At 34.7% G+C, this 19,150-nt stretch carries 23 protein-coding genes; 11 read left to right on the forward strand and 12 right to left on the reverse strand.

Annotation, left to right across the window (positions count from 1 at the left end):
* Positions 1-83: 83 nt before the first annotated feature.
* From ACJJVT_RS10450 to ACJJVT_RS10460, 3 genes are all read right to left on the reverse strand, one after another.
* The gene (locus tag ACJJVT_RS10450; RefSeq protein WP_405398492.1) at positions 84-320 is read right to left on the reverse strand and encodes a hypothetical protein; all 237 of its coding nucleotides are present in this window, start codon (positions 318-320) and stop codon (positions 84-86) included.
* Between the two features lie 96 nt (positions 321-416).
* Complete coding sequence (locus ACJJVT_RS10455) at positions 417-725, reverse strand: hypothetical protein (RefSeq protein WP_405398494.1); 309 nt, start codon at positions 723-725, stop codon at positions 417-419.
* A 66-nt stretch (positions 726-791) separates the two neighbouring features.
* On the reverse strand, positions 792-1,490 hold the full coding sequence (locus tag ACJJVT_RS10460) for a peptidoglycan DD-metalloendopeptidase family protein (RefSeq protein WP_405398495.1): 699 nt from the start codon (positions 1,488-1,490) through the stop codon (positions 792-794).
* Between the two features lie 101 nt (positions 1,491-1,591).
* Here ACJJVT_RS10460 and msrA point away from each other — a divergent pair, with 101 nt between their 5' ends.
* Both msrA and ACJJVT_RS10470 read left to right on the forward strand, forming a co-directional pair.
* Entirely contained in the window at positions 1,592-2,299 is a 708-nt protein-coding gene (gene msrA, locus ACJJVT_RS10465; RefSeq protein ID WP_133686908.1) for a peptide-methionine (S)-S-oxide reductase MsrA, read from the forward strand.
* Positions 2,300-2,513: 214 nt separating this feature from the next.
* Positions 2,514-3,248 (forward strand): sugar-binding protein, encoded by a 735-nt coding sequence (locus ACJJVT_RS10470; RefSeq protein ID WP_405398496.1) that lies wholly within the window; start codon positions 2,514-2,516, stop codon positions 3,246-3,248.
* Here the strand turns inward: ACJJVT_RS10470 and ACJJVT_RS10475 are convergent, their stop codons facing one another.
* From ACJJVT_RS10475 to ACJJVT_RS10485, 3 genes are read right to left on the reverse strand one after another with little or no spacing between them, the layout of a single operon-like run.
* A complete protein-coding gene (locus tag ACJJVT_RS10475; RefSeq protein ID WP_405398497.1) occupies positions 3,249-4,694 on the reverse strand; it encodes a hypothetical protein in 1,446 nt (481 codons plus the stop codon). It lies immediately after the preceding gene.
* Entirely contained in the window at positions 4,666-5,250 is a 585-nt protein-coding gene (locus ACJJVT_RS10480) for a hypothetical protein (protein ID WP_405398499.1), read from the reverse strand. Before ACJJVT_RS10480 ends, ACJJVT_RS10475 begins: the two co-directional genes overlap by 29 nt.
* Entirely contained in the window at positions 5,234-5,779 is a 546-nt protein-coding gene (locus ACJJVT_RS10485) for an RNA polymerase sigma factor (protein ID WP_405398500.1), read from the reverse strand. The genes ACJJVT_RS10480 and ACJJVT_RS10485 overlap by 17 nt, the downstream gene beginning before the upstream one ends.
* A gap of 104 nt (positions 5,780-5,883) precedes the next feature.
* Here ACJJVT_RS10485 and ACJJVT_RS10490 point away from each other — a divergent pair, with 104 nt between their 5' ends.
* The 5 genes from ACJJVT_RS10490 to ACJJVT_RS10510 all read left to right on the forward strand — a co-directional run bounded on the left by ACJJVT_RS10490 (position 5,884) and on the right by ACJJVT_RS10510 (position 10,346).
* Entirely contained in the window at positions 5,884-6,798 is a 915-nt protein-coding gene (locus ACJJVT_RS10490) for an aldose epimerase family protein (protein WP_405398502.1), read from the forward strand.
* Between the two features lie 28 nt (positions 6,799-6,826).
* On the forward strand, positions 6,827-7,399 hold the full coding sequence (locus ACJJVT_RS10495) for a DUF2911 domain-containing protein (protein WP_405398503.1): 573 nt from the start codon (positions 6,827-6,829) through the stop codon (positions 7,397-7,399).
* Between the two features lie 37 nt (positions 7,400-7,436).
* Positions 7,437-8,426, forward strand: a complete 990-nt coding sequence (gene meaB / locus ACJJVT_RS10500) for a methylmalonyl Co-A mutase-associated GTPase MeaB (protein WP_405398505.1) — start codon at positions 7,437-7,439, stop codon at positions 8,424-8,426.
* Between the two features lie 83 nt (positions 8,427-8,509).
* Complete coding sequence (locus ACJJVT_RS10505) at positions 8,510-9,469, forward strand: glycosyltransferase family 2 protein (RefSeq protein ID WP_405398506.1); 960 nt, start codon at positions 8,510-8,512, stop codon at positions 9,467-9,469.
* Positions 9,453-10,346, forward strand: coding sequence for a lysylphosphatidylglycerol synthase transmembrane domain-containing protein (locus ACJJVT_RS10510; RefSeq protein ID WP_405398508.1), 894 nt, complete (start codon positions 9,453-9,455; stop codon positions 10,344-10,346). The genes ACJJVT_RS10505 and ACJJVT_RS10510 overlap by 17 nt, the downstream gene beginning before the upstream one ends.
* A 3-nt stretch (positions 10,347-10,349) precedes the next feature.
* On the opposite strand, the gene ACJJVT_RS10515 is transcribed toward ACJJVT_RS10510, so the two are convergent.
* The 4 genes from ACJJVT_RS10515 to ACJJVT_RS10530 are packed head-to-tail and all read right to left on the reverse strand — an operon-like array spanning position 10,350 to position 14,232.
* The gene (locus ACJJVT_RS10515) at positions 10,350-12,008 is read right to left on the reverse strand and encodes an ArnT family glycosyltransferase (RefSeq protein WP_405398509.1); all 1,659 of its coding nucleotides are present in this window, start codon (positions 12,006-12,008) and stop codon (positions 10,350-10,352) included.
* The gene (locus tag ACJJVT_RS10520; protein ID WP_405398511.1) at positions 12,005-12,574 is read right to left on the reverse strand and encodes a phosphatase PAP2 family protein; all 570 of its coding nucleotides are present in this window, start codon (positions 12,572-12,574) and stop codon (positions 12,005-12,007) included. The genes ACJJVT_RS10515 and ACJJVT_RS10520 overlap by 4 nt, the downstream gene beginning before the upstream one ends.
* Before the next feature lie 5 nt (positions 12,575-12,579).
* Positions 12,580-12,807 carry a hypothetical protein gene (locus ACJJVT_RS10525; RefSeq protein ID WP_073243390.1) on the reverse strand — a complete coding sequence of 76 codons (228 nt, stop codon included), beginning with the start codon at positions 12,805-12,807 and terminating at the stop codon, positions 12,580-12,582.
* Positions 12,808-12,864: 57 nt separating this feature from the next.
* Positions 12,865-14,232 (reverse strand): MATE family efflux transporter, encoded by a 1,368-nt coding sequence (locus ACJJVT_RS10530; protein ID WP_405398513.1) that lies wholly within the window; start codon positions 14,230-14,232, stop codon positions 12,865-12,867.
* A 356-nt stretch (positions 14,233-14,588) separates the two neighbouring features.
* Here ACJJVT_RS10530 and ACJJVT_RS10535 point away from each other — a divergent pair, with 356 nt between their 5' ends.
* Positions 14,589-14,993, forward strand: a complete 405-nt coding sequence (locus tag ACJJVT_RS10535; protein ID WP_405398515.1) for a two-component system response regulator — start codon at positions 14,589-14,591, stop codon at positions 14,991-14,993.
* A gap of 3 nt (positions 14,994-14,996) precedes the next feature.
* Here the strand turns inward: ACJJVT_RS10535 and mazG are convergent, their stop codons facing one another.
* Positions 14,997-15,773 carry a nucleoside triphosphate pyrophosphohydrolase gene (gene mazG, locus ACJJVT_RS10540; protein ID WP_405398516.1) on the reverse strand — a complete coding sequence of 259 codons (777 nt, stop codon included), beginning with the start codon at positions 15,771-15,773 and terminating at the stop codon, positions 14,997-14,999.
* A 162-nt stretch (positions 15,774-15,935) separates the two neighbouring features.
* Here mazG and ACJJVT_RS10545 point away from each other — a divergent pair, with 162 nt between their 5' ends.
* A complete protein-coding gene (locus tag ACJJVT_RS10545) occupies positions 15,936-16,769 on the forward strand; it encodes a sugar phosphate isomerase/epimerase family protein (protein ID WP_405398517.1) in 834 nt (277 codons plus the stop codon).
* Positions 16,770-16,777: 8 nt separating this feature from the next.
* A complete protein-coding gene (locus tag ACJJVT_RS10550; RefSeq protein ID WP_405398518.1) occupies positions 16,778-17,680 on the forward strand; it encodes an SMP-30/gluconolactonase/LRE family protein in 903 nt (300 codons plus the stop codon).
* A 2-nt stretch (positions 17,681-17,682) separates the two neighbouring features.
* Here ACJJVT_RS10550 and ACJJVT_RS10555 read toward each other — a convergent pair whose 3' ends face one another.
* Positions 17,683-18,147 carry a hypothetical protein gene (locus ACJJVT_RS10555; RefSeq protein WP_405398520.1) on the reverse strand — a complete coding sequence of 155 codons (465 nt, stop codon included), beginning with the start codon at positions 18,145-18,147 and terminating at the stop codon, positions 17,683-17,685.
* Between the two features lie 230 nt (positions 18,148-18,377).
* Here ACJJVT_RS10555 and ACJJVT_RS10560 point away from each other — a divergent pair, with 230 nt between their 5' ends.
* Positions 18,378-19,139 (forward strand): MIP/aquaporin family protein, encoded by a 762-nt coding sequence (locus ACJJVT_RS10560; RefSeq protein ID WP_405398962.1) that lies wholly within the window; start codon positions 18,378-18,380, stop codon positions 19,137-19,139.
* Positions 19,140-19,150: the final 11 nt, after the last annotated feature.

Consider the following 19,150-nt stretch of genomic DNA (forward strand, 5'->3'; position numbering starts at 1 on the left):
AACCGATATACACCATCTACTTAGTACTTTGTACTCCGTACCTATTACTTAATACTCTTTACTAAATACTAAATACTAAAAAACTAAGCCATTTTAGGCTTGTTCGCTTTCGTTAAGAAGTTTAAATCTCTTTTTATTCTTGAGTTTTTGAATTTGTATAATCTAGCCACTTCTAAAGTAGTATTAGCTTCTACATCATATGTAGTTTCAGTAACGATGCTCATCTCAATAGTTTCAACCTTTACTTCTTCAGTAGAGTTCTGTGCTTGAGCAGTGAAGCTTAAAAAGATGATGAAGATTGTTGCTATTATTGTTTTCATGACTTGCGTTTGTTACAATAATAGAACGCCGCAAGCCTTGTATTACTAGGTGATGAATCGCTGAAAAACCCCTAATTCTCGTTACTTGACACAACTTCAGATGAAGTGCAAAATCGCATCGATAAACGACAACACCTCTAAAAACACCTTACCGATAATTGATGTCGTTAACCGAGAAACTGAATTATAAAAAAAGAAAAGAGAGGATAGAATAGAGAAAATAGAGGTTGGTTGATGGTTATTGGTTGTTGGCTGTTGGTTGTTGGTTGTTGGTTGTTGGTTGTTGGTTGTTGGTTGTTGGTTGTTGGTTGTTGGTTGTTGGTTGTTGGTTGTTGGTTGTTGGTTGTTGGTTGTTGGTTGTTGGTTGAGTATAAATTTAGCCTTGCAAAATTTATACTCAACCATGGCACCCTTAAAAGTCTATTCTCTATATTCTAATTTCAATATTTCCAACTTAATACTTAATACTTTTTACTCTTCACTAAATACACCTAACTTAAATAGAAGATTCGGATCAGGACAGTTCTCTTTATAAAAGGATAGCTGCCCTTCAGCACATACACCTGGGTAATCGCCTTCGTTACCTTTTAAGTCCTGTATAATTTGAAAATGAAGGTGTGGGGCATAGTTTACATTAATATCGGGTGTACCAAGGGTGGCGAGAACATCTCCTGCTTTAAAATCCTTCCCTATATATAAGCCCGATAAAGAATCTACGGCTAGGTGACCATATAAGGTATAAAAGGTAATATCATTTAAAACATGTTTAAGTATAATGGTTGGTCCATAATCACCAATAGTGGTATTGTTTTTAAAGCTATGAACCTTTCCGTCTAACGGCACAATTACTTTGGTACCGGCATCACACCAAAAATCAATTCCTAAATGAATATTTCGAACAGGTTTATTGCTAGAGGTAAAACCTTCCTTATCATTATACAAGTTTCTTTGTTCTAAATATCCGCCGTAGGCGATAACACCTTGTTTAGTTTTTAGCACACTATCGATATAAGTTTGACAAACGACATGATTGGTAATATCTAAATCAATCAAATCATCATTGTGTTTAGAGAGGTCTAAAGGCACATATGCCTCTGAAGGAATAGTGGAATCTAATATACAGATAGATTCTGTCGAGTAAGATTTAAGGGCTAGAGCTAGTGTATTCATTTCTCAAAAATATAGCATCCATTAATGTCCTTAACATTTTTTAACCCTTTTCCTCGTAAGGTCTTTGTAAATTACCTACAAATTGCTAAAAGAAAATTGTTATGAAATTATTACAAATCACTTTATTGGCCTGCGCGACCTTGATTGCGACCAGTTGCCAATCTAAAGTCAAGAAAAATACCATTTCTGAAAACACAGAAATGGCAGAAACGGATCATGAAGATATTGAGGAAGAAGTAAAATTGAGTCCGCAACAATTAAGTAAATACGAAACCGCTTATTTTGCCAGCGGATGTTTTTGGTGTGTAGAGGCTATTTTTGAGAGTGTAAAAGGAGTTAAAGAAGTGGTCTCTGGTTATGCAGGCGGTGAACAAAAGAACCCAACATACGAAGAAGTAGGTTACGGTAAAACTGATCACGCCGAGGCAGTAGAAGTATATTACGACCCAAATGAAATTTCATTCACCCAATTGGTTCAAGTATTCTTTGGTTCTCATGACCCAACTCAATTAAATAGACAAGGTCCGGATCGTGGCAGGCAATATCGTTCCATCGCTTTTTATAAGAACGATGAGCAAAAGAATATCATTGAAAGCTATATTCAGGCACTTACAGATAAAAAAGTGTATGATAATGATCCAATTACCACAGAAGTCGTACCTTATACTATATTTTACAAGGCAGAGTCATATCATCAAGATTATGAAAAGAATAATCCTAACAACTCATATATTAGAAACGTTTCTATACCGAGATTAAATAGATTTAAAGAGAACTTTGGAGATTATCTGAAGAAGAGTGCCCATTAAAAGATCTCCCAAAAATTTTCATAAAAAAGCATTCCGTTCGGGATGCTTTTTTTGTGCAACAGACTGTACAATAATAACAAAGCACTTCAGTTAACCTAAGAATAAGTAGGTTCTTTTTATTTTATTATATCTTGTCGCCACTTAAATAAGTACTATTTATCTTACATAACTTAAGAAAATAGTATTTTTGAACCATAGATTCCAAACCAGTATTATGAAATGGACTATTTACCTTTTACTTCTTTTAGGCGTATTTTCATGTGCAGAAGTTAAGAACAAGAAAAATTCTCAAGCTACCCCAGTTTCGTATATTAAAGATGCCCCTACCCTAGATGGCAGAGCTATAGAAAACTATTGGAATTTATTGGATTGGAAACCTATTGATCAAAATTGGATCGGTGGTCCTTTTGATCATGATGATTATAATGGTAGATATAAAATTGCTTGGAACGAAGACGGACTGTACCTTCTTCTAGAAATAGTTGACAATACTATTCTAGATAAAACCGAAGACCCCTTAAAACTTTGGTGGAACGATGATTGTGTGATTGTTTATGTAGATGAAGATAATTCTGGCGGACAGCACCGATTCAACCATAATGCTTTTACCTATCATGTAGCTTTAGATGGTAATGTAGTTGACTTAGGTGTTGATGAAAAACCGACATTATACAACGATCATATTACATCTAAACATCAAACAGAAGGTAATACGACATATTGGGAAATGTTTGTAAAAGTATACCCTGGTATATATAATGATGACCCGAACATAAAGCCGGTTGTGCTTACCGCGAATAAGAAAATTGGTTTTGCTCTAGCTTATGCAGATAATGATAGTAGCGAAGAGCGCGAGAACTTAATAGGTTCTGTATTTGTAGCAGGTGAGAATAAAAACAAGGGATGGATAGATGCCAATGTGTTTGGAACCTTACAATTGGTAAAATAACTATTGTAGCACAACTTCACTATAATCTGATGTGATTATAATAGATCGATTACTATTATTTTTTAAGTGATGCCCTTTATGAATAGTGGTTGTTCCGTTTTTAGTTTCTACGATCTGTAAACCTGTTGGTAATTTCAATGTCGATGAATTGCCTTTTACATAAACATTGGTAGCCACCTTTGGCATTATTACCGTTAACTCTCCATTTCTTACGCTTATATCTAATTCTTCAAAGTCATTACCCATTTCAAGAATGTGCACTGCCCCAAAATCATTCTTTACAAAGGCATTTTTGAATAACTTATTGATAGTAACCTCAGACGAGGTTGCCTGTAATTGTAATTGAACGACCTCTGACAATGATATTTCTTCTGAATATGATGTACTCAACTGACCGTAGTTCCATTTCTGAACAGTAACCGGAGAATATGAGGCAGAAACAGTAGTTTCTTCGCCATCTATAGTAACTGCCCAAAGGCTTGAATGCGAAAGCTTCGCATTCAAGTTTTTGGTATTCTCAGCTAATTTAACCTCACCGTGGCGTACATCCATTTTAATTCTGGTTGACTTTGGTAAGCTAATTTTTATGGTCTTTTTAATTTTAAAATTCTTTTGCTCCCCTTCATTTGAAAAGTAAAATACATTAGGTACATCTGCTGCATTACTACTAGAAGAACTTATAAAAGTTCGAAGTTCTTCTCTTTCGTTCTCTGCATGAGCACGCTTCTCTTCTAACTCTTCTAATCTTTGTTGTAAATCTTCATGACGTTGTTCCATTACCTTCTCTCTTTCTTCCATTAATTTTTCACGTCTCTCCTTATACTTTTCGCGCTTTTCATTGTCTAAAGATTTTTTCACACTTTCAGCCCATTCTTGTAATCGTTTTTGATGTTTTTTATCAAAACTCTTCTCAAAATTCTTTTGCCATTTTTTCATGTACTTATCTCCATCTTTTTGATACTCTTCATAATCAAATGTATAGGCTTCGGTTAATGGTAGTGGCGGCATTTCTGGAAAAGGAGCTATCTGAGGTACACTTACTACAAACGATGCAATCTCTGGAACCTCTATTCGCATGCCACCATGATTAAAGATGTTTTCAGAATCAAAACTTGTAAAGAAGTCATTGTTCTTAGATTTTGAAGATATTTTAATCTCTTTACTATTACCTAATATTTCAATAGGGCTATTCTTAAAATAGTTCTCAGCTTCCTCTTTTGTGGCTCCTTCTAGGGTAATGGTGGCTGTAATAGCCACCTCATCCTTATCCCAAGTTTCAAATTCAATATCGGCATAGCTGGTATTGATATTTACCACGGCATCTTCTGCCACAATAAATCGCTCTTGAAATGTTTTACTTTCTTCTTGCGCCAAAATCGACGTAGAAGTTAATAGTCCCAATGCAATGATGAGTTGCTTAGATACTGTTGTCAATGATCTGTTCATTTTTTGATAATTTTAATTCGTTTAACTTTCTTTTTAATTTCTGTAATAATTGTAATCGTAATTGTAAATTCTCTATCAGTGCCGTAATGGTTTGGTCATTAGGTCCTAATTCTTTTAACTCTATGTTTAACGTCTTGTATTCAATATTTAAATTATTGAGCTGTTCCATAAAACTGTCGATTAACTCTTTAGTATCTGGCGACACCTCTAGTTTTGCCAGCTCCATATTAATATTGGCTACATAATAGCTTTCTACCTTTTTTAAATCTGGCGAAAGATCTCCGAATGTGAATTCAGATTTTTGTTCCTCTGTACTAGCATTATCAACCACAGTTGTCGTGTTATCTGCATTTTTATTGAAATACAAGAAACCCAAACCGATACTTATGATTATTGCAACAGAAGCCGCTATTTTCAACCAATCTTTATCAGTTTTCTTTTGCACGGGTGTGGATTCTTCTAACTTCTTTAAAAAGCGCTCTTCATGACCATGCTTAATAGTATGCTTTTGCTCTTCTCTATCCTTTTTGAACATTTCCCTAAGATCCTGTTCCATATTTTTTTCCTTTTAATAGTTCTTTTAAATGACCTTTACCGCGCGATAATCTTGTTCTGCAGGCAGATTCTGTAATTTCTAATACCTCTGCTATTTCTTGATGGTCATAACCTTCGACCAAAAACATAAGCACTACGTATTTGTATTTATCTTGTAATTCATCAATTGCACATTTAACCTGTTCAATACTAATTGCTGCTGGTACATTCCAATTATCATCTTCTGCAACAACCTGCATATAACCTTCCTCTAGCGAAACCTCTTTATCTTTTTTTGATTTGAGAAAATCGATACTCTTATTCACAACTATGCGTTTTAACCATGCTCCAAAAGTTACATCGCCACTAAACTGATGTATTTTTTGAAAAGCCTTAATAAACGACTCCTGTAAAACATCTTCTGCATCATCTCCATTTTTTACAAAACGCATTGCTACAATGTACATGCCGTCACAATACTTCCTGTACAGCTTCATTTGTGCCGCACGGTCATTTGCCTTACATTTCTCTACAATACTGCTTTGAAACATGAATTAATTAGATTGGTTTTGGTTTGTTGCTATAATAAGGACGATATAAAAAATAGAATGTTGCAAAAATTTTTATTTTTACACCACACTATTAAATATTTCCTTTGAAACAAGTTACAATTTCCAATGCCTATTTAACACTCATGGTGCTTGATTATGGCGCTACCATTCAAAAGTTACTTGTAAAAGGTGCAGATGGCGAGTACAATAATGTGGTTGTTGGTTACAACCACCCGAGTAGATATCGTTTAGATGATAATGTTTTAGGAGCCAGTGTAGGTCGATATGCAGGAAGAATTTCTAATGGCGGATTTGTAATCGATAGAGCTCGTTACGATGTGTTTCAAGAAGATGGAGTTCACCTACATGGCGGCAAAGAAGGTTTTCATCAAAAATACTGGACGATAGATGAAGTAGATCAAAGCGATAAACCTTTCGTAAAATTGAGCTATATAAGTAAACATTTAGAGGAAGGTTACCCCGGAAATTTATCTGTCAGCGTTACCTATAAATTAATGGATAACGCATTACAAATTATTTATGAGGGAATTACGGATAGAAGTACGGTTATAAACCTTACCAATCATTCTTATTTTAAACTAGATGATAACCCGTACATAGATGATTATGAATTACAATTAAACTGCCCTTACAAATTAGAAACCAAAGAAAACTTATTGCCAACAGGCGATATTATACCTGTTCGCAAAACGGAATACGATTTTCTTTTACCTCGAAAAATAGGTGTACAAAGGTTAGACTCTATATTTGTTAAGGATATTGGTAATGAGAAAGTTGCAGAAATACAATCAAAGACTTCTGGCATTAATATGAAGGTGTATACCAACCAACCAGCTTTGGTAGTATATACTCCGCCAGATTTTCCAGGAATTTGTTTTGAAGCACAGAACTACCCAGATGCACCAAATCAACCAGATTTTCCTAAAAGCCTCTTAAGACCTGGCGATATCTATAATAACATATCTATCTTTAAATTTGATATTGTTACTCCTAGCTAACCATAGTTTGGGTATATTTTTTTCTTAAATGAAGCTATTAAAAAAAATAATTATAGGTATAATAGTATTGGTAGCTCTTGGCTATTTGGTAGTGATACCTTACATACACAGCGAAGCCAAAAAATTTAGTCCCGCTAAAACAACGCTCTTAGATTTAGAAGGTAGTAAGCTAGAAGTAGATTACTCAAGTCCGTCAAAAAAAGGATGGGTTGTTTTCGGAGAATTAGTACCGTTTGGCAAAATTTGGCGTACAGGAGCAAATGAACCCACAACTTTTACAACAACCCAACCTATACAAATTATTGATAAGACACTGCCAGCTGGCAAGTATTCTTTATGGACCATACCAAATCGAGATAGTTGGAAGGTGATTTTCAATTCAAAAATACCCGATTGGGGTGTTACCCGTGTTGATGGCAACCAAACTACTCATGAAGATAAGTTTGATTACCTGACAGTAGAAGTGCCCGTAAAAAAATTAGTAGAGCCAGTAGAATATTTATCTATCAATTTTGAACATATAAACGAGAATCAAAAATCTCAAGATTTTTTAAGTCTAGAGTGGGACGCTACCAAAATTATGGTTCCTATTAACAAATAGTACCTTTATACCACTTACAATTATATAAGTAGTTACAATGAATTTAGCCAATCTTACCACATCAGAATTTCTTGAAGGTATTTATGCCAATAATGTTGCCATAGTAAGTAAGGCTATCACCATAGTAGAAAGTACCAAGCCAGAGCACCGCATAATCGCTAATGAAATAATTGCCGGTTGTATTTCAAAAAAACATGATTCTATAAGAATTGGAATAACCGGAGTACCAGGTGCCGGAAAAAGCACATTTATAGAACAATTTGGTGGCATACTTACCGGTTTAGGTAAAAAAGTGGCTGTGCTTACCGTAGACCCTTCTAGCAGCAGAACAAAAGGTAGCATATTAGGTGACAAAACTCGTATGGAAGAGTTGGTTAAAAACCCTAATGCATATATAAGACCTTCAGCTTCGGGTTCTTCATTAGGTGGTGTAACCCGTAAAACAAGAGAAAGCATTGTCATTTTAGAAGCTGCAGGTTTTAATTGTATTCTCATAGAAACTATTGGCGTTGGACAAAGCGAAACAGCTGTTCACGATATGGTAGACTTCTTTCTATTATTAAAATTAGCTGGTGCGGGTGATGAGCTACAAGGTATAAAAAGAGGTATTATTGAAATGGCAGATGCTATTGTTATTACCAAAGCAGACGGTGATAATATAAAACGAACCGATTTTGCGAGGATGGAATTTACCCGAGCATTACATATGTTTCCGCCCAAAGAAAATGGTTGGACTCCAGAAGTGCTGACTTGTTCTGCAATTGAAAACAGGGGTCTAGACGAAATTTGGCAGTTAATAGATACCTATTGCGAAGACATGAAGGCATCCGGATATTTTAATGCTAATAGACAACAACAAAATGAAAATTGGTTGATTCAATATCTAGAACAAGAACTATTAACTGAATTCTACCATCATCCGAAGACCAAAGAAATGCTACCGCAATTAAAAAAAGAAGTTATTAGCGGCAAAATCTCCCCTTTTTTGGCTGCAGAAAAGCTCTTGAAGGCTATAAAACAGCACTAAACCGTTTAGAATGTTACTCACATTCATGTACATTATCTTAAGGATAAAAAACATAACTTTGCACCTATTCAAAAAACAACCCAATGCAACCTGTTACCACTTCCCTACTTTCGGTAGTTGTTCCTTTATATAACGAACAAGACAATGCGGCTCTTCTTACACAGAAAATCCACGAAAGCTTGGTTGGCTACAATTATCAAATTATTTATATAGATGATTTCTCGACCGACAACACAAAAAAAGTAGTAAAAGGTCTTAAAGATGAGAAGGTTCATTTAATTGAATTGAAGAAAAATTACGGACAGAGTTTAGCCCTGGCTGCAGGTCTTGACTATGCCGAAGGAGAATATATTATTACGATGGATGGCGATTTGCAAAACGACCCGTCTGATATTCCTCAAATGCTGACCTATGCCGTTAGTGGAGAATATGATGTAGTAACGGGTATTCGTCAAAAACGAAAAGATTCTCTTGTTAAAAAAATACCCTCTAAAATTGCTAATTTTCTGGTACGCCGAGTTACCAAATTAGATATAAAAGACAATGGTTGTGCCTTAAAAGTTTTTACTAAAGATATTGCCAAAGACTTAAATCTATATGGTGAAATGCATAGGTTTATTACCCTACTGGCATTTCTTGAAGGCGGTCAAATAAAGCAAGTACCGGTAAAACACCATGCACGTCATGCAGGGGTTTCTAAATACGGACTAGAGCGCGTTTTTAAAGTAGTTGCAGATATGATGTTATTACTTTTTATTCGCAAATACTTTCAACGCCCAATTCACCTATTCGGTATTTCAGGCTCTTTAATGATTCTTGTAGGTATTTTTATCAACATTTACCTAATGATTGTTAAGTTCGGTTTTGGTGAAGATATTGGCACAAGACCTTTGTTAACGGTAGGTATGATGTTTATTTTTGCAGGTATTCAATTATTCACCATAGGTATAGTAATGGAGTTATTAATACGTACTTATTATGAATCTCAGAACAAGAGACCGTACCGCATTAAAAAAGTAAGTGTAGGTGGCGAAGTTAAATAAGAAAGTAACCACCGGATTAAAAGTACTGATCAGTGCCGTTTTAATTTATTTCATTTTTACTAAAATAAACGTAAGTGAGATAAAAGACATACTGATTAAGAGTAATCCGCTTTACTTAGTCTTAGCAGCCATTTTCTTTATACTTTCTAAGTTCATTGGGGCAATACGCCTAAATCTATATTTTCATAGGCTTAACATCATGCTTACAAATGCAAGCAATTTTAAGCTGTACCTGTTGGGTATGTTCTATAACCTGTTCTTACCTGGTGGTATTGGCGGCGATGCATACAAAGGCTATATTCTAAAGAAAACTTTTGATGTCAAAACCAAAAGAATGGTGAGTGTGCTAGTCCTAGATCGTCTTGGCGGACTATTATTACTATTCATATACGCCTGCGCATTATTGGCTTTTCATAATGCTGATATTTTAAATGGCTATCGTTGGATTTTCGTTTCTGCAATACCAATATCAGTTATTGTATTTTGGTTATTGAACAAGAAGTTTTTTAATTATGTACTGCCCATATTCTGGAAAACAACAGCGTTATCTGCTCTCGTACAATTGGCACAATTAATTTGTATTTGGTTTATTCTACTTGCCTTAAATATTGAAATGAATCAAATTTCATATCTCATCATTTTCTTGATTTCATCTATTGTAGCAGTGGTACCGTTAACATTAGGTGGCATAGGAAGCCGCGAAGTAACCTTCTACTATGGCGCCAAATTATTGGGGCTAGATCAAAATATCTCTGTTGGCGTTAGTGTGCTGTTCTTCTTAATAACAGCTATGGTTTCATTTATTGGCGTATGGTATCACTTTAAGAAGATTAAATTAGAATTGGCACATACTTCAAACCAATCAGCCAACGAATAGGGTTTAATAAATATGCAATAAGTGCATTTTACGAGTTACTTTCTTACGTGTATTCGGATTTAAGAATTTGCCTTGCAAACGTGTTATTCTAAATTGATCAACAGAGAGCTGAGAATCCCAATCAAAACCTTTTTCCTCTAGCATAACCATTTCATCATCATTGACATATACCCAAACATCTTTTTTAGTTTTCAAACCTTCTGTGGTCGTAATTTGAACAGGAAACTGATTATAAAAGTCTAAAGACCACGTGTAGTCTTTACCTACTTTATAAACTCGATCTACAGGAATATTTTTTTCTGCAATGACTTTAGACATTGAAGACCCACCTTGGTAGTCCAATAAATTAGGATAAAAATGTAAGTTCAAAACTGCATTTAAAAGTAAAGATGCACAAACCGAAATCGTTATCAATTTTACGTATACGTTTTCTCGCTTTAAAGCATAATAAACTACCATTAATGCCGCTACTACCAAACATATATAAGCCAAAACGCTATGTAGTTTAAAAACATAAAAACAAATTAAAGCAGATGCAATAAATACAATACTTAAAACAAAATACTGCCCGAACATTAATCTCTTTACTGTTTGCAACTTGCTGTTAGCATAGAGATTATAGATATAAGCAGCGGTTATAACTGCAAAAAGAGGAATAGTAATATTTAAATAATGTGGCAATTTAAATTGCGCAAAACTGATAATAATAAAAATTAAAGTGATTCCGCCAACAGTTAAAAATTCAGAATCTTGAACGTTCTTAAATTTATGTTTTATAAATGCCTGTATTTTAGTATAAAATGCCGCGATTCCTAATATCGTCCAAGGAAGAAAAACCCATAAGAATGTATGAAAGAAGAAAAAGTAATCGCTACTATTCTTACCAATACCTTCACCACTTAAACGTTCAAAGCTTTGTTCCCAAAAAATGAAAAATATTCCACTACGATGATCTTTACCACGTATCACTTTTTCTGGATGCAGATCAAATTGCAAATAGTAAGCATATAACATGGGTGTTATAGTCACTGCAAATACTACTAACGCCAAAAGCACCTTCCAGCTTAAAAACGCTTTCCATTTACCTGTATAAAATAGATGACAAAGTATAGGCAATCCTATTACTAACAGAGCGATTTGCCCTTTGGTGGAGAAAGCGATACCTGCTGCAAAAGCACCAATTGTAATAGCCGACACACTACCCTTCTCAATATATTTTGCCAGTTGCCAAATTGCTAAAATACTGAAGCCAGTTAAAACGGCATCTGTACGAACGTCTATAGCACCTAAAACAATAGTCTGTGCAGTCATAAAAACTAAGGCCGCAAGTTTACCAACATGTTTATTATAAAGTAGACTACCTAAGCCATAACAACTATAGGCTGCTAATAAAGTGGATAATATGCCAGGAATACGGTAAGACCAATCATGAATACCGAATATTTTATAAGATAAGGCTGCTAGCCAGTAATGCATGTGCGGCTTATCCAAATACTCTTCAGGACCTTTAAAGAGGCTAAAAAAATCATTCTCTTGCACCATTCTCATGGCCATCACAGAAAACTGTGCAGAATCATTTTCGAACAACGTTACAAACATACCTGCAACGTATACCAAGAAAATTAAAAGAATTAAAAACCAGTACCTTAGATTAGATATCATAGGGAGAATTTGCGAAGTGCAAATATAAATAACTTTACAAACAACCAGCCGAATAGCGAGCCAATTACAGCACCAGTAATAATATCAAGTGGAAAATGTACTCCGATATATACTCGGCTAAATGCTACCAAGGCTGCCCACAGTACTAAAAACACGCCTAAATATTTAATGCTAGATTTTAAAATAATACCAAAAAATACTGCTATTGCAAATGAATTTGACGCATGGGCAGAAAAATAACCAAATTTACCACCGCAGTAACTTTTGACTAAACGCATATAAGGTTCAACTTCTGGGTCATGGCAAGGTCGCAATCGAGCCACACCATACTTAAAAAAATTACCTAGCTGATCTGTAACCGTTATTAAAAGCGCAATAGAAACTAAGAGCACCATTGTTTTCTTAGCTCCATATTTCTGAAACGAAACAATCAGCAAGAATATATAGAGAGGTATAGCACTCAGTTTATTGGTAATGAACTGAAAAAAAGTATCCCATTGGGGCGTACCTAATCCGTTTAGGTATAAAAAAAAGTCTTTATCTAACTGTAAAAGCGCTTCAAGCATAATCGTTAATCTTCGTATCTAGACACTTCTCGATCGTAAAATGCAGTTGCATCTTTAATTAAGTTTTCGGCTTCTTCTTCCAATTCTTTTTCATCTTCCTTTGAGAATTCTTCAAGCCACTCTACCTCATCATCTTCAAGGTTGATAATAAACCTTGGAAACTCGGTATGTACTACAAATATTGCTGTCGGATAATCTGTATTATCACCTAATAAAAATTTTGGAAATTCCATAAAAATTGTAATCTATAAGTTGAAATATAATTGTTGACAATGATCATAAGCAGACCGTTATGCAGCAATTAATTTTTTAGTTAAATAATTAAATCGAAGATACAACATAATAGCCGATGCCGTTAGTCCGGTCAATAAGCCGATCCAAATTCCGGTGCTCTTTAAATCTGTATAAAGGCATAAATAATAGCTCACAGGGAAACCGATTAGCCAATACGAAATAAATGTTATTACAGTAGGTATTTTTACGTCTTGCAACCCACGTAAGGCACCTAAAACAACTACTTGCACTCCGTCAGATATTTGAAAGAAAGCCGCTACCAATAATAGTTCTGCAGCAATAACCAATACTTCGGTATTATCGGTGAAATTGGTCATGTCTTCAATATCTAAATATAACGAAGGAAACCAATGTCTACCAATCAAGAAAAGCGCTGCAAATACAATTTCGAGTAAGAAAGTTAATAGAAATATAGACTGTGCAATTCGTCGTAATTCTTTAAAGTTTGATAATCCCTTTTGATTACCTACCCTTATCATTGCTGTAACACCAAGACCCATACCGAACATAAAGGTCATACTACTTAAATTAAGTGCTATTTGGTTTGCGGCTTGAGCGTTTTTACCAAGAACACCACTTAACCAAACTGCCGATGTAAAAATACCAACCTCAAAAAACATCTGTAAAGCAGAAGGAAAACCTAATTCTACAATCTTTTTCATCACCGTTTTTTCAATTTTTGAAAAATTAAATCCGGTTACGTAGTACTTAAATTTTTCTTTTGTTTTTAAAATAAACCAAAGATAAAGCACCATAAAAACTCTTGACACCAAAGTACCAATAGCAGCACCTACAATACCCATTTCTGGAAATCCGAAATTACCAAAAATTAAGAGGTAGTTTAAAACAATATTAATAACGTTAGCAACGATAGTTGCATACATAGGGTATTTGGTCTGAGACAAGCCTTCAGAAAACTGCTTAAATGCTTGAAAAATTATTAAAGGTACCAATGAGAAAGCCACCAAATCTAAATATGGCAATGCTAATTCAACTACCTCAATAGGTTGCTTCATGGCATACATGATAGGTTTTGCCAATAAAATGAGTGCGAATAATGATAACCCTAAAACAGTACATAATAATAGGCCATGCTTTAAAGCGCTTTTAGCATTTTCTTTAAGTCCCGCTCCATCGGCCTCGGCAACCAAAGGTGTAATTGCTGTAGAAAAACCGATACCTAAAGACATAGCAATAAAAACAAAACTATTACCTAAAGATACCGCAGCCAGTTCTGCAGTACCTAATTGACCGACCATAATATTATCTGCCAATTGTACAAAGGTGTGACCCAACATTCCTAAAATAACAGGAACAGAAAGCTTAATATTATAACGAAATTCTTTGGTGTAATTCTGTAACAAAACCTAAACTAAAATTTTTGGCAAAGGTACCGTTAATTGAACAATTAACATTCGCTAAATTGAGGTTATATAATCAGTAATATGATATATTACATATCAATTTAACTAAGTTAATTTGAGGGAAATTCAGCTAGTAATCAAAAGCCTACGGAAATAATTTGATTAAAAAACAAGCAGAGAATCTATATTAAAATGCTGTAAATCAATACTATAATAAATAAATTAGAATAAAAACACACATAAATACAATCTATTTACACTTTTAAATTGTTCATCTACACATTTTACAGATACTATTATACTAAAACCGGCCGTTATTAATACAAACACACCAAGTACCATTAATTACAACTATTATGAACCAAGAACCATTAGTTTGGGTTATCGACGATGACGATATATCCAAATATGTAATGAAACGATATCTTAATCAATTGTCAATTACTAGAATTATAGATTTTCCAGATTCGGTACAACCATTAAAATTGATTCAAGATAAGTATTCTTCTTTAGACGAACTACCAGATATTATTTTCCTGGATTTACACATGCCCATTTTAAACGGATTTGATTTTGTTAAAGATTTTCAAACCGTAGCAACAAAGATTGAGAAGAAAATAAAAATTATCATGTTAACCTCGTCTATAAATGGCGAAGATGTAGATCACGCCAAAACATATGCAGAAATAACAGATTATTTTATAAAACCGATTAAGCATAGAGATTTGGCGAGAATTATGAATGTTGAACTAAAGCAATAAAAACTACTCTTTAGTTTTTGCTTCATTCCAATATACATCCATTTCTTCTAAAGACATATCTTTCATTTCCTTACCATTTTCTTTTGCCTTACTTTCAAGGTATTGAAAACGTTTTATAAACTTTTTATTGGTTCGTTCTAGAGCATTTTCAGGGTTGACACCTAGAAATCTAGCATAATTAATCATAGAGAAAAGTACATCACCGAACTCCGCCTCAATTTTCTCCATATCACCAGCTGCTACTTCTACTTGTAGTTCGCCAAGCTCTTCTTGCACTTTCTCAAAAACTTGTTGTGGCTCTTCCCAATCAAAACCGACACCAGAAACTTTATCTTGAATTCTATTTGCCTTTACCAATGCAGGTAAACTTTTTGGAACTCCCTCGAGAACGCTTTTCTTACCTTCTTTTAACTTTATTTGTTCCCAATTTCTTTTTACGTCTTCTGCATCAATAACCTTTACATCACCATAAATATGCGGGTGTCTGTTCACTAGCTTGTCACAAATAGCATTTGCTACATCGGCAATATCAAAATCATTGGTTTCTGACCCTATTTTTGAATAGAAAATAATATGTAGAAGCACATCACCCAATTCCATCTTTACCTCATTTAGGTCATTATCTAAAATAGCGTCGCCTAACTCGTAGGTTTCTTCAATAGTAAGGTGTCTTAACGATTGCATGGTTTGTTTTTTATCCCACGGGCACTGCTCACGCAATTCGTCCATAATGGTCAATAGCCTATCTAAGGCCTCCAATTGTTCTTTTCTACTATTCATGCCTAATCTTTTTACAAAAATACACAACCACTAATTGCCGTACTAAAATGCTGTTTAGTTTTCGTACATTTAAAATCACAATATTATTTAATACTATCAGCATTACTCAAGCGAATTTCAGATAGCTTAAAAAATCAAACAACAACATTACATACAACAACAATGAATACAAGACGAAAATTTATAAAAAATGCTGGCCTATTAAGTGCAGCTACAGTTCTACTACCACAAATAACAATGGCTACTACTAGAAATTCAAGCTATGGCGTTCAGTTATATTCTTTTAGAGATGACATGCTTGCCGACCCTATGAAAACGTTAGAAAAAATTGCAAGCCTAGGTTTTAAAGAAATTGAAAGTGCCGGATCACCTAAAGGATATTATTACGGATTGACACCCGCTCAAATGGGTAAAACCTGTAAAGCACTAGGCATGTCACTCACCAGTGGTCATGTACATTTAGATGATAAATTTGAGCAAACCATGGCAGATGCGGTTGCTTCTGGTCAAGAATATTTAATATGTTCTTCAATGCCATCTGACGGACAAACAGTAGATAATTACAAGAAAGTAGCAGAGCAGTTTAATAGAGCTGGCGAAGCTTGTAGAAAGCATGGTTTAAAATTTGGCTACCACAACCATGAGTATGAATTTGAGTCTGAAAACGGAGAAGTACTTTATGATGTGCTTATGGATAATACCCAAAAAGAATTAGTACATATGGAACTAGATTTGGGCTGGGTGGTCATTGCCGGAAAAGACCCGTTACACTATTTCAAAAAATATCCGCAAAGGTTTCCGCTTTGGCATTTAAAAGATATGGATATGCATGAAAAAGTAAGTACAGAATTCGGTAAGGGTATTCTTGATGTGCCTTTAATGCTTGAAATGAAAGAACTATCTGGTGTTAAACATATTTATATAGAACAAGAAGAATACGCAAGTACCCCTTTTGATAGCATGATGCATAACATGAACTACTTAAAGAATTTATAGTCGCATATATGAAATTTTATAACCGATTAATTTTCGCTTCCCTGCTATTGATAGCTGTAGTTTCTTGTAAATCTCAACATAAGGCACTGATTACCGATGGCTCTGAACTAGTGCAAGTTGCTAATAGTTTCAGCTTTACCGAAGGCCCGGCATCTGACAAAAATGGTAATGTATATTTCACCGATCAGCCGAATAATAAAATTCTAAAATGGAACCAAGCCGACAATTCTATAAGTACTTTTATGGAATCGTCAGGTAGGGCAAATGGTTTGTATTTCGACAATGATCAAAATTTATTGGCAGCTGCCGATGATAAAAATGAATTCTGGAGAATTCATAAAAATGGTAAAATTGACACCTTGATTACCGATTTTGAAGGCAAAAAATTAAACGGACCAAATGATATTTGGGTCGATACAAAAGGTGGAATCTATTTTACAGACCCTTATTACCAAAGAGAATACTGGACAAGGACCGAAGCTGATATAAAAGAAAAAAATGTCTACTATATTTCGCCAGATTTAAAAAACATCTCAATAGTTGCAAAAGGTTTAGCACAACCTAACGGAATAATTGGAACACCAAATGGCAAAACACTCTACGTTGCTGATATAGGTGACAAAAAAACATACTTCTACTCCATTCAAGAAGATGGCACTTTAAGTGACCGTAAACTTTTTACAAACATGGGCTCAGATGGTATGACGATTGACAACCTAGGTAATATCTACTTAACAGGCGAAGGTGTTACCATTTTCAATTCAAAAGGTGAACAGTTAAAGAATATACCAATCAATGAAAATTGGACAGCCAACGTTACTTTTGGCGGTAAAAATCAAGATATATTATTTATTACCGCAATGGGCTCGGTGTATACCTTGCAAATGAATGTACATGGTGTTAGATATTAGATTTATTGCTTTGTGAATTTTCTATTTAAAACTCCTGGCAAATCTTCATTTACGCCTTCGGTTAAAACAGATGAATTTAAAACCATGGTACTAAAATTAGTTGCGTTTAAATCAAGCACACTACTTTGAAAAGTCCACTTACCGGTGAAGGTATCAGTTCTACCACAGCGAATAGCATAAAAATCGCCGGTTACACTGGTAATATCTAGTGCTACCAAATCAAGATCCCATGTACCGTCTGCATTAATTTCTAATGTACCGTTTAAGCAATCGAGTTCATCTAACATATTATTCGAAGCAGTACCATCTTCATCAACATCTTGGGCGACATTCACATTTATTTCGGTCAAGCTATACGTACCTATAACTAGGGCACTATCGTCAGTTGTAGTAGTATCATCATCAGATGAGCAACTTACAAAAAGTAGCATTAGACAAGTAAAAAGAGAAAAGGTATATTTTTTCATGAGCATAATAAAATCGGTTAAATCGACATTGAAGGTAGGCAAAACAATTTATAATATGTCGATAGCATCACGCATCCGATTTTTAAAAATCTCTCTAAATTTCGATTCTTATGGAAGTTTCCAAATATAATTCTGATAGACATTATATTGAAATTCACACAATTACATAGTTATAATTATCAATTACTCAACAAAGGGTTTTATTTCTTATTAATTCCTTGATTTTAATTATCTTAAACGACTTAAAATCCAACCAAACTATGATTACGTATATTTTTGAATTTATCGGTACTGCAATGCTAATTCTTATAGGAAATGGAATTGTTGCCAACGTTGTATTAAAAGGAACAAAAGGAGCTGATGCCGGGTGGACGGGCATTTCTCTTGCATGGGGTATCGCCGTATTTATTGGTGTGTATATTTCAGCTGACGGCAGTGGTGCTCACCTTAACCCTGCAGTAACCGTAGCGCTTGCCGTTGCCGGAAAATTTTCTTGGGCAGCAGTACCAGGCTATATAGTAGCACAAATTTTAGGTGCCATGATGGGCAACTTTTTAGTATGGCTTAATTATAAAAAACAATACGAAGCCACCGAAGATACCGATGCAATTTTAGCCACCTTCTCCACTTCACCGGCTATTAAGAGTCCGTTTTGGAATTTAATGACTGAAATTATTGGAGCCTTCGCCCTTGTATTTGGCGTATTTTATATAGCCGGCGGCACTATGGGTGACAGTGCAGTTTCATTAGGATCATTAGACGCGCTACCTGTTGCATTATTGGTTATGGGTATTGGCTTTGGATTAGGTGGACCAACGGGTTACGCCATCAATCCTGCACGTGATTTCGGTCCGCGTTTACTACATTCTATTCTTCCTATTAAAAATAAAGGAAATAGTAATTGGGGCTATGCATGGGTACCTATTGTAGGACCAATAATTGGCGGAGTTTTAGCTGCCTTAGTATTTATGCTTATTCAAACCCTTCAATAAAATCAACAACT

The organism is Maribacter sp. Asnod2-G09 (genome assembly GCF_045063795.1).
Lineage (GTDB): Bacteria > Bacteroidota > Bacteroidia > Flavobacteriales > Flavobacteriaceae > Maribacter.

What these genes read in the sequence shown, in the direction of transcription:
- ACJJVT_RS10485 (WP_405398500.1), bottom strand. Translation starts at nt 5,779, where the DNA reads ATGTTTCAAAGCAGTATTGTAGAGAAATGTAAGGCAAATGACCGTGCG.
- ACJJVT_RS10545 (WP_405398517.1), top strand. Translation starts at nt 15,936, where the DNA reads ATGAATACAAGACGAAAATTTATAAAAAATGCTGGCCTATTAAGTGCA.
- ACJJVT_RS10460 (WP_405398495.1), bottom strand. Translation starts at nt 1,490, where the DNA reads ATGAATACACTAGCTCTAGCCCTTAAATCTTACTCGACAGAATCTATC.
- ACJJVT_RS10535 (WP_405398515.1), top strand. Translation starts at nt 14,589, where the DNA reads ATGAACCAAGAACCATTAGTTTGGGTTATCGACGATGACGATATATCC.
- ACJJVT_RS10505 (WP_405398506.1), top strand. Translation starts at nt 8,510, where the DNA reads ATGCAACCTGTTACCACTTCCCTACTTTCGGTAGTTGTTCCTTTATAT.
- ACJJVT_RS10555 (WP_405398520.1), bottom strand. Translation starts at nt 18,147, where the DNA reads ATGAAAAAATATACCTTTTCTCTTTTTACTTGTCTAATGCTACTTTTT.
- ACJJVT_RS10450 (WP_405398492.1), bottom strand. Translation starts at nt 320, where the DNA reads ATGAAAACAATAATAGCAACAATCTTCATCATCTTTTTAAGCTTCACT.
- meaB (WP_405398505.1), top strand. Translation starts at nt 7,437, where the DNA reads ATGAATTTAGCCAATCTTACCACATCAGAATTTCTTGAAGGTATTTAT.
- ACJJVT_RS10520 (WP_405398511.1), bottom strand. Translation starts at nt 12,574, where the DNA reads ATGCTTGAAGCGCTTTTACAGTTAGATAAAGACTTTTTTTTATACCTA.
- ACJJVT_RS10550 (WP_405398518.1), top strand. Translation starts at nt 16,778, where the DNA reads ATGAAATTTTATAACCGATTAATTTTCGCTTCCCTGCTATTGATAGCT.
- msrA (WP_133686908.1), top strand. Translation starts at nt 1,592, where the DNA reads ATGAAATTATTACAAATCACTTTATTGGCCTGCGCGACCTTGATTGCG.
- ACJJVT_RS10475 (WP_405398497.1), bottom strand. Translation starts at nt 4,694, where the DNA reads ATGAACAGATCATTGACAACAGTATCTAAGCAACTCATCATTGCATTG.
- ACJJVT_RS10480 (WP_405398499.1), bottom strand. Translation starts at nt 5,250, where the DNA reads ATGGAACAGGATCTTAGGGAAATGTTCAAAAAGGATAGAGAAGAGCAA.
- mazG (WP_405398516.1), bottom strand. Translation starts at nt 15,773, where the DNA reads ATGAATAGTAGAAAAGAACAATTGGAGGCCTTAGATAGGCTATTGACC.
- ACJJVT_RS10455 (WP_405398494.1), bottom strand. Translation starts at nt 725, where the DNA reads ATGGTTGAGTATAAATTTTGCAAGGCTAAATTTATACTCAACCAACAA.
- ACJJVT_RS10525 (WP_073243390.1), bottom strand. Translation starts at nt 12,807, where the DNA reads ATGGAATTTCCAAAATTTTTATTAGGTGATAATACAGATTATCCGACA.
- ACJJVT_RS10495 (WP_405398503.1), top strand. Translation starts at nt 6,827, where the DNA reads ATGAAGCTATTAAAAAAAATAATTATAGGTATAATAGTATTGGTAGCT.
- ACJJVT_RS10470 (WP_405398496.1), top strand. Translation starts at nt 2,514, where the DNA reads ATGAAATGGACTATTTACCTTTTACTTCTTTTAGGCGTATTTTCATGT.
- ACJJVT_RS10515 (WP_405398509.1), bottom strand. Translation starts at nt 12,008, where the DNA reads ATGATATCTAATCTAAGGTACTGGTTTTTAATTCTTTTAATTTTCTTG.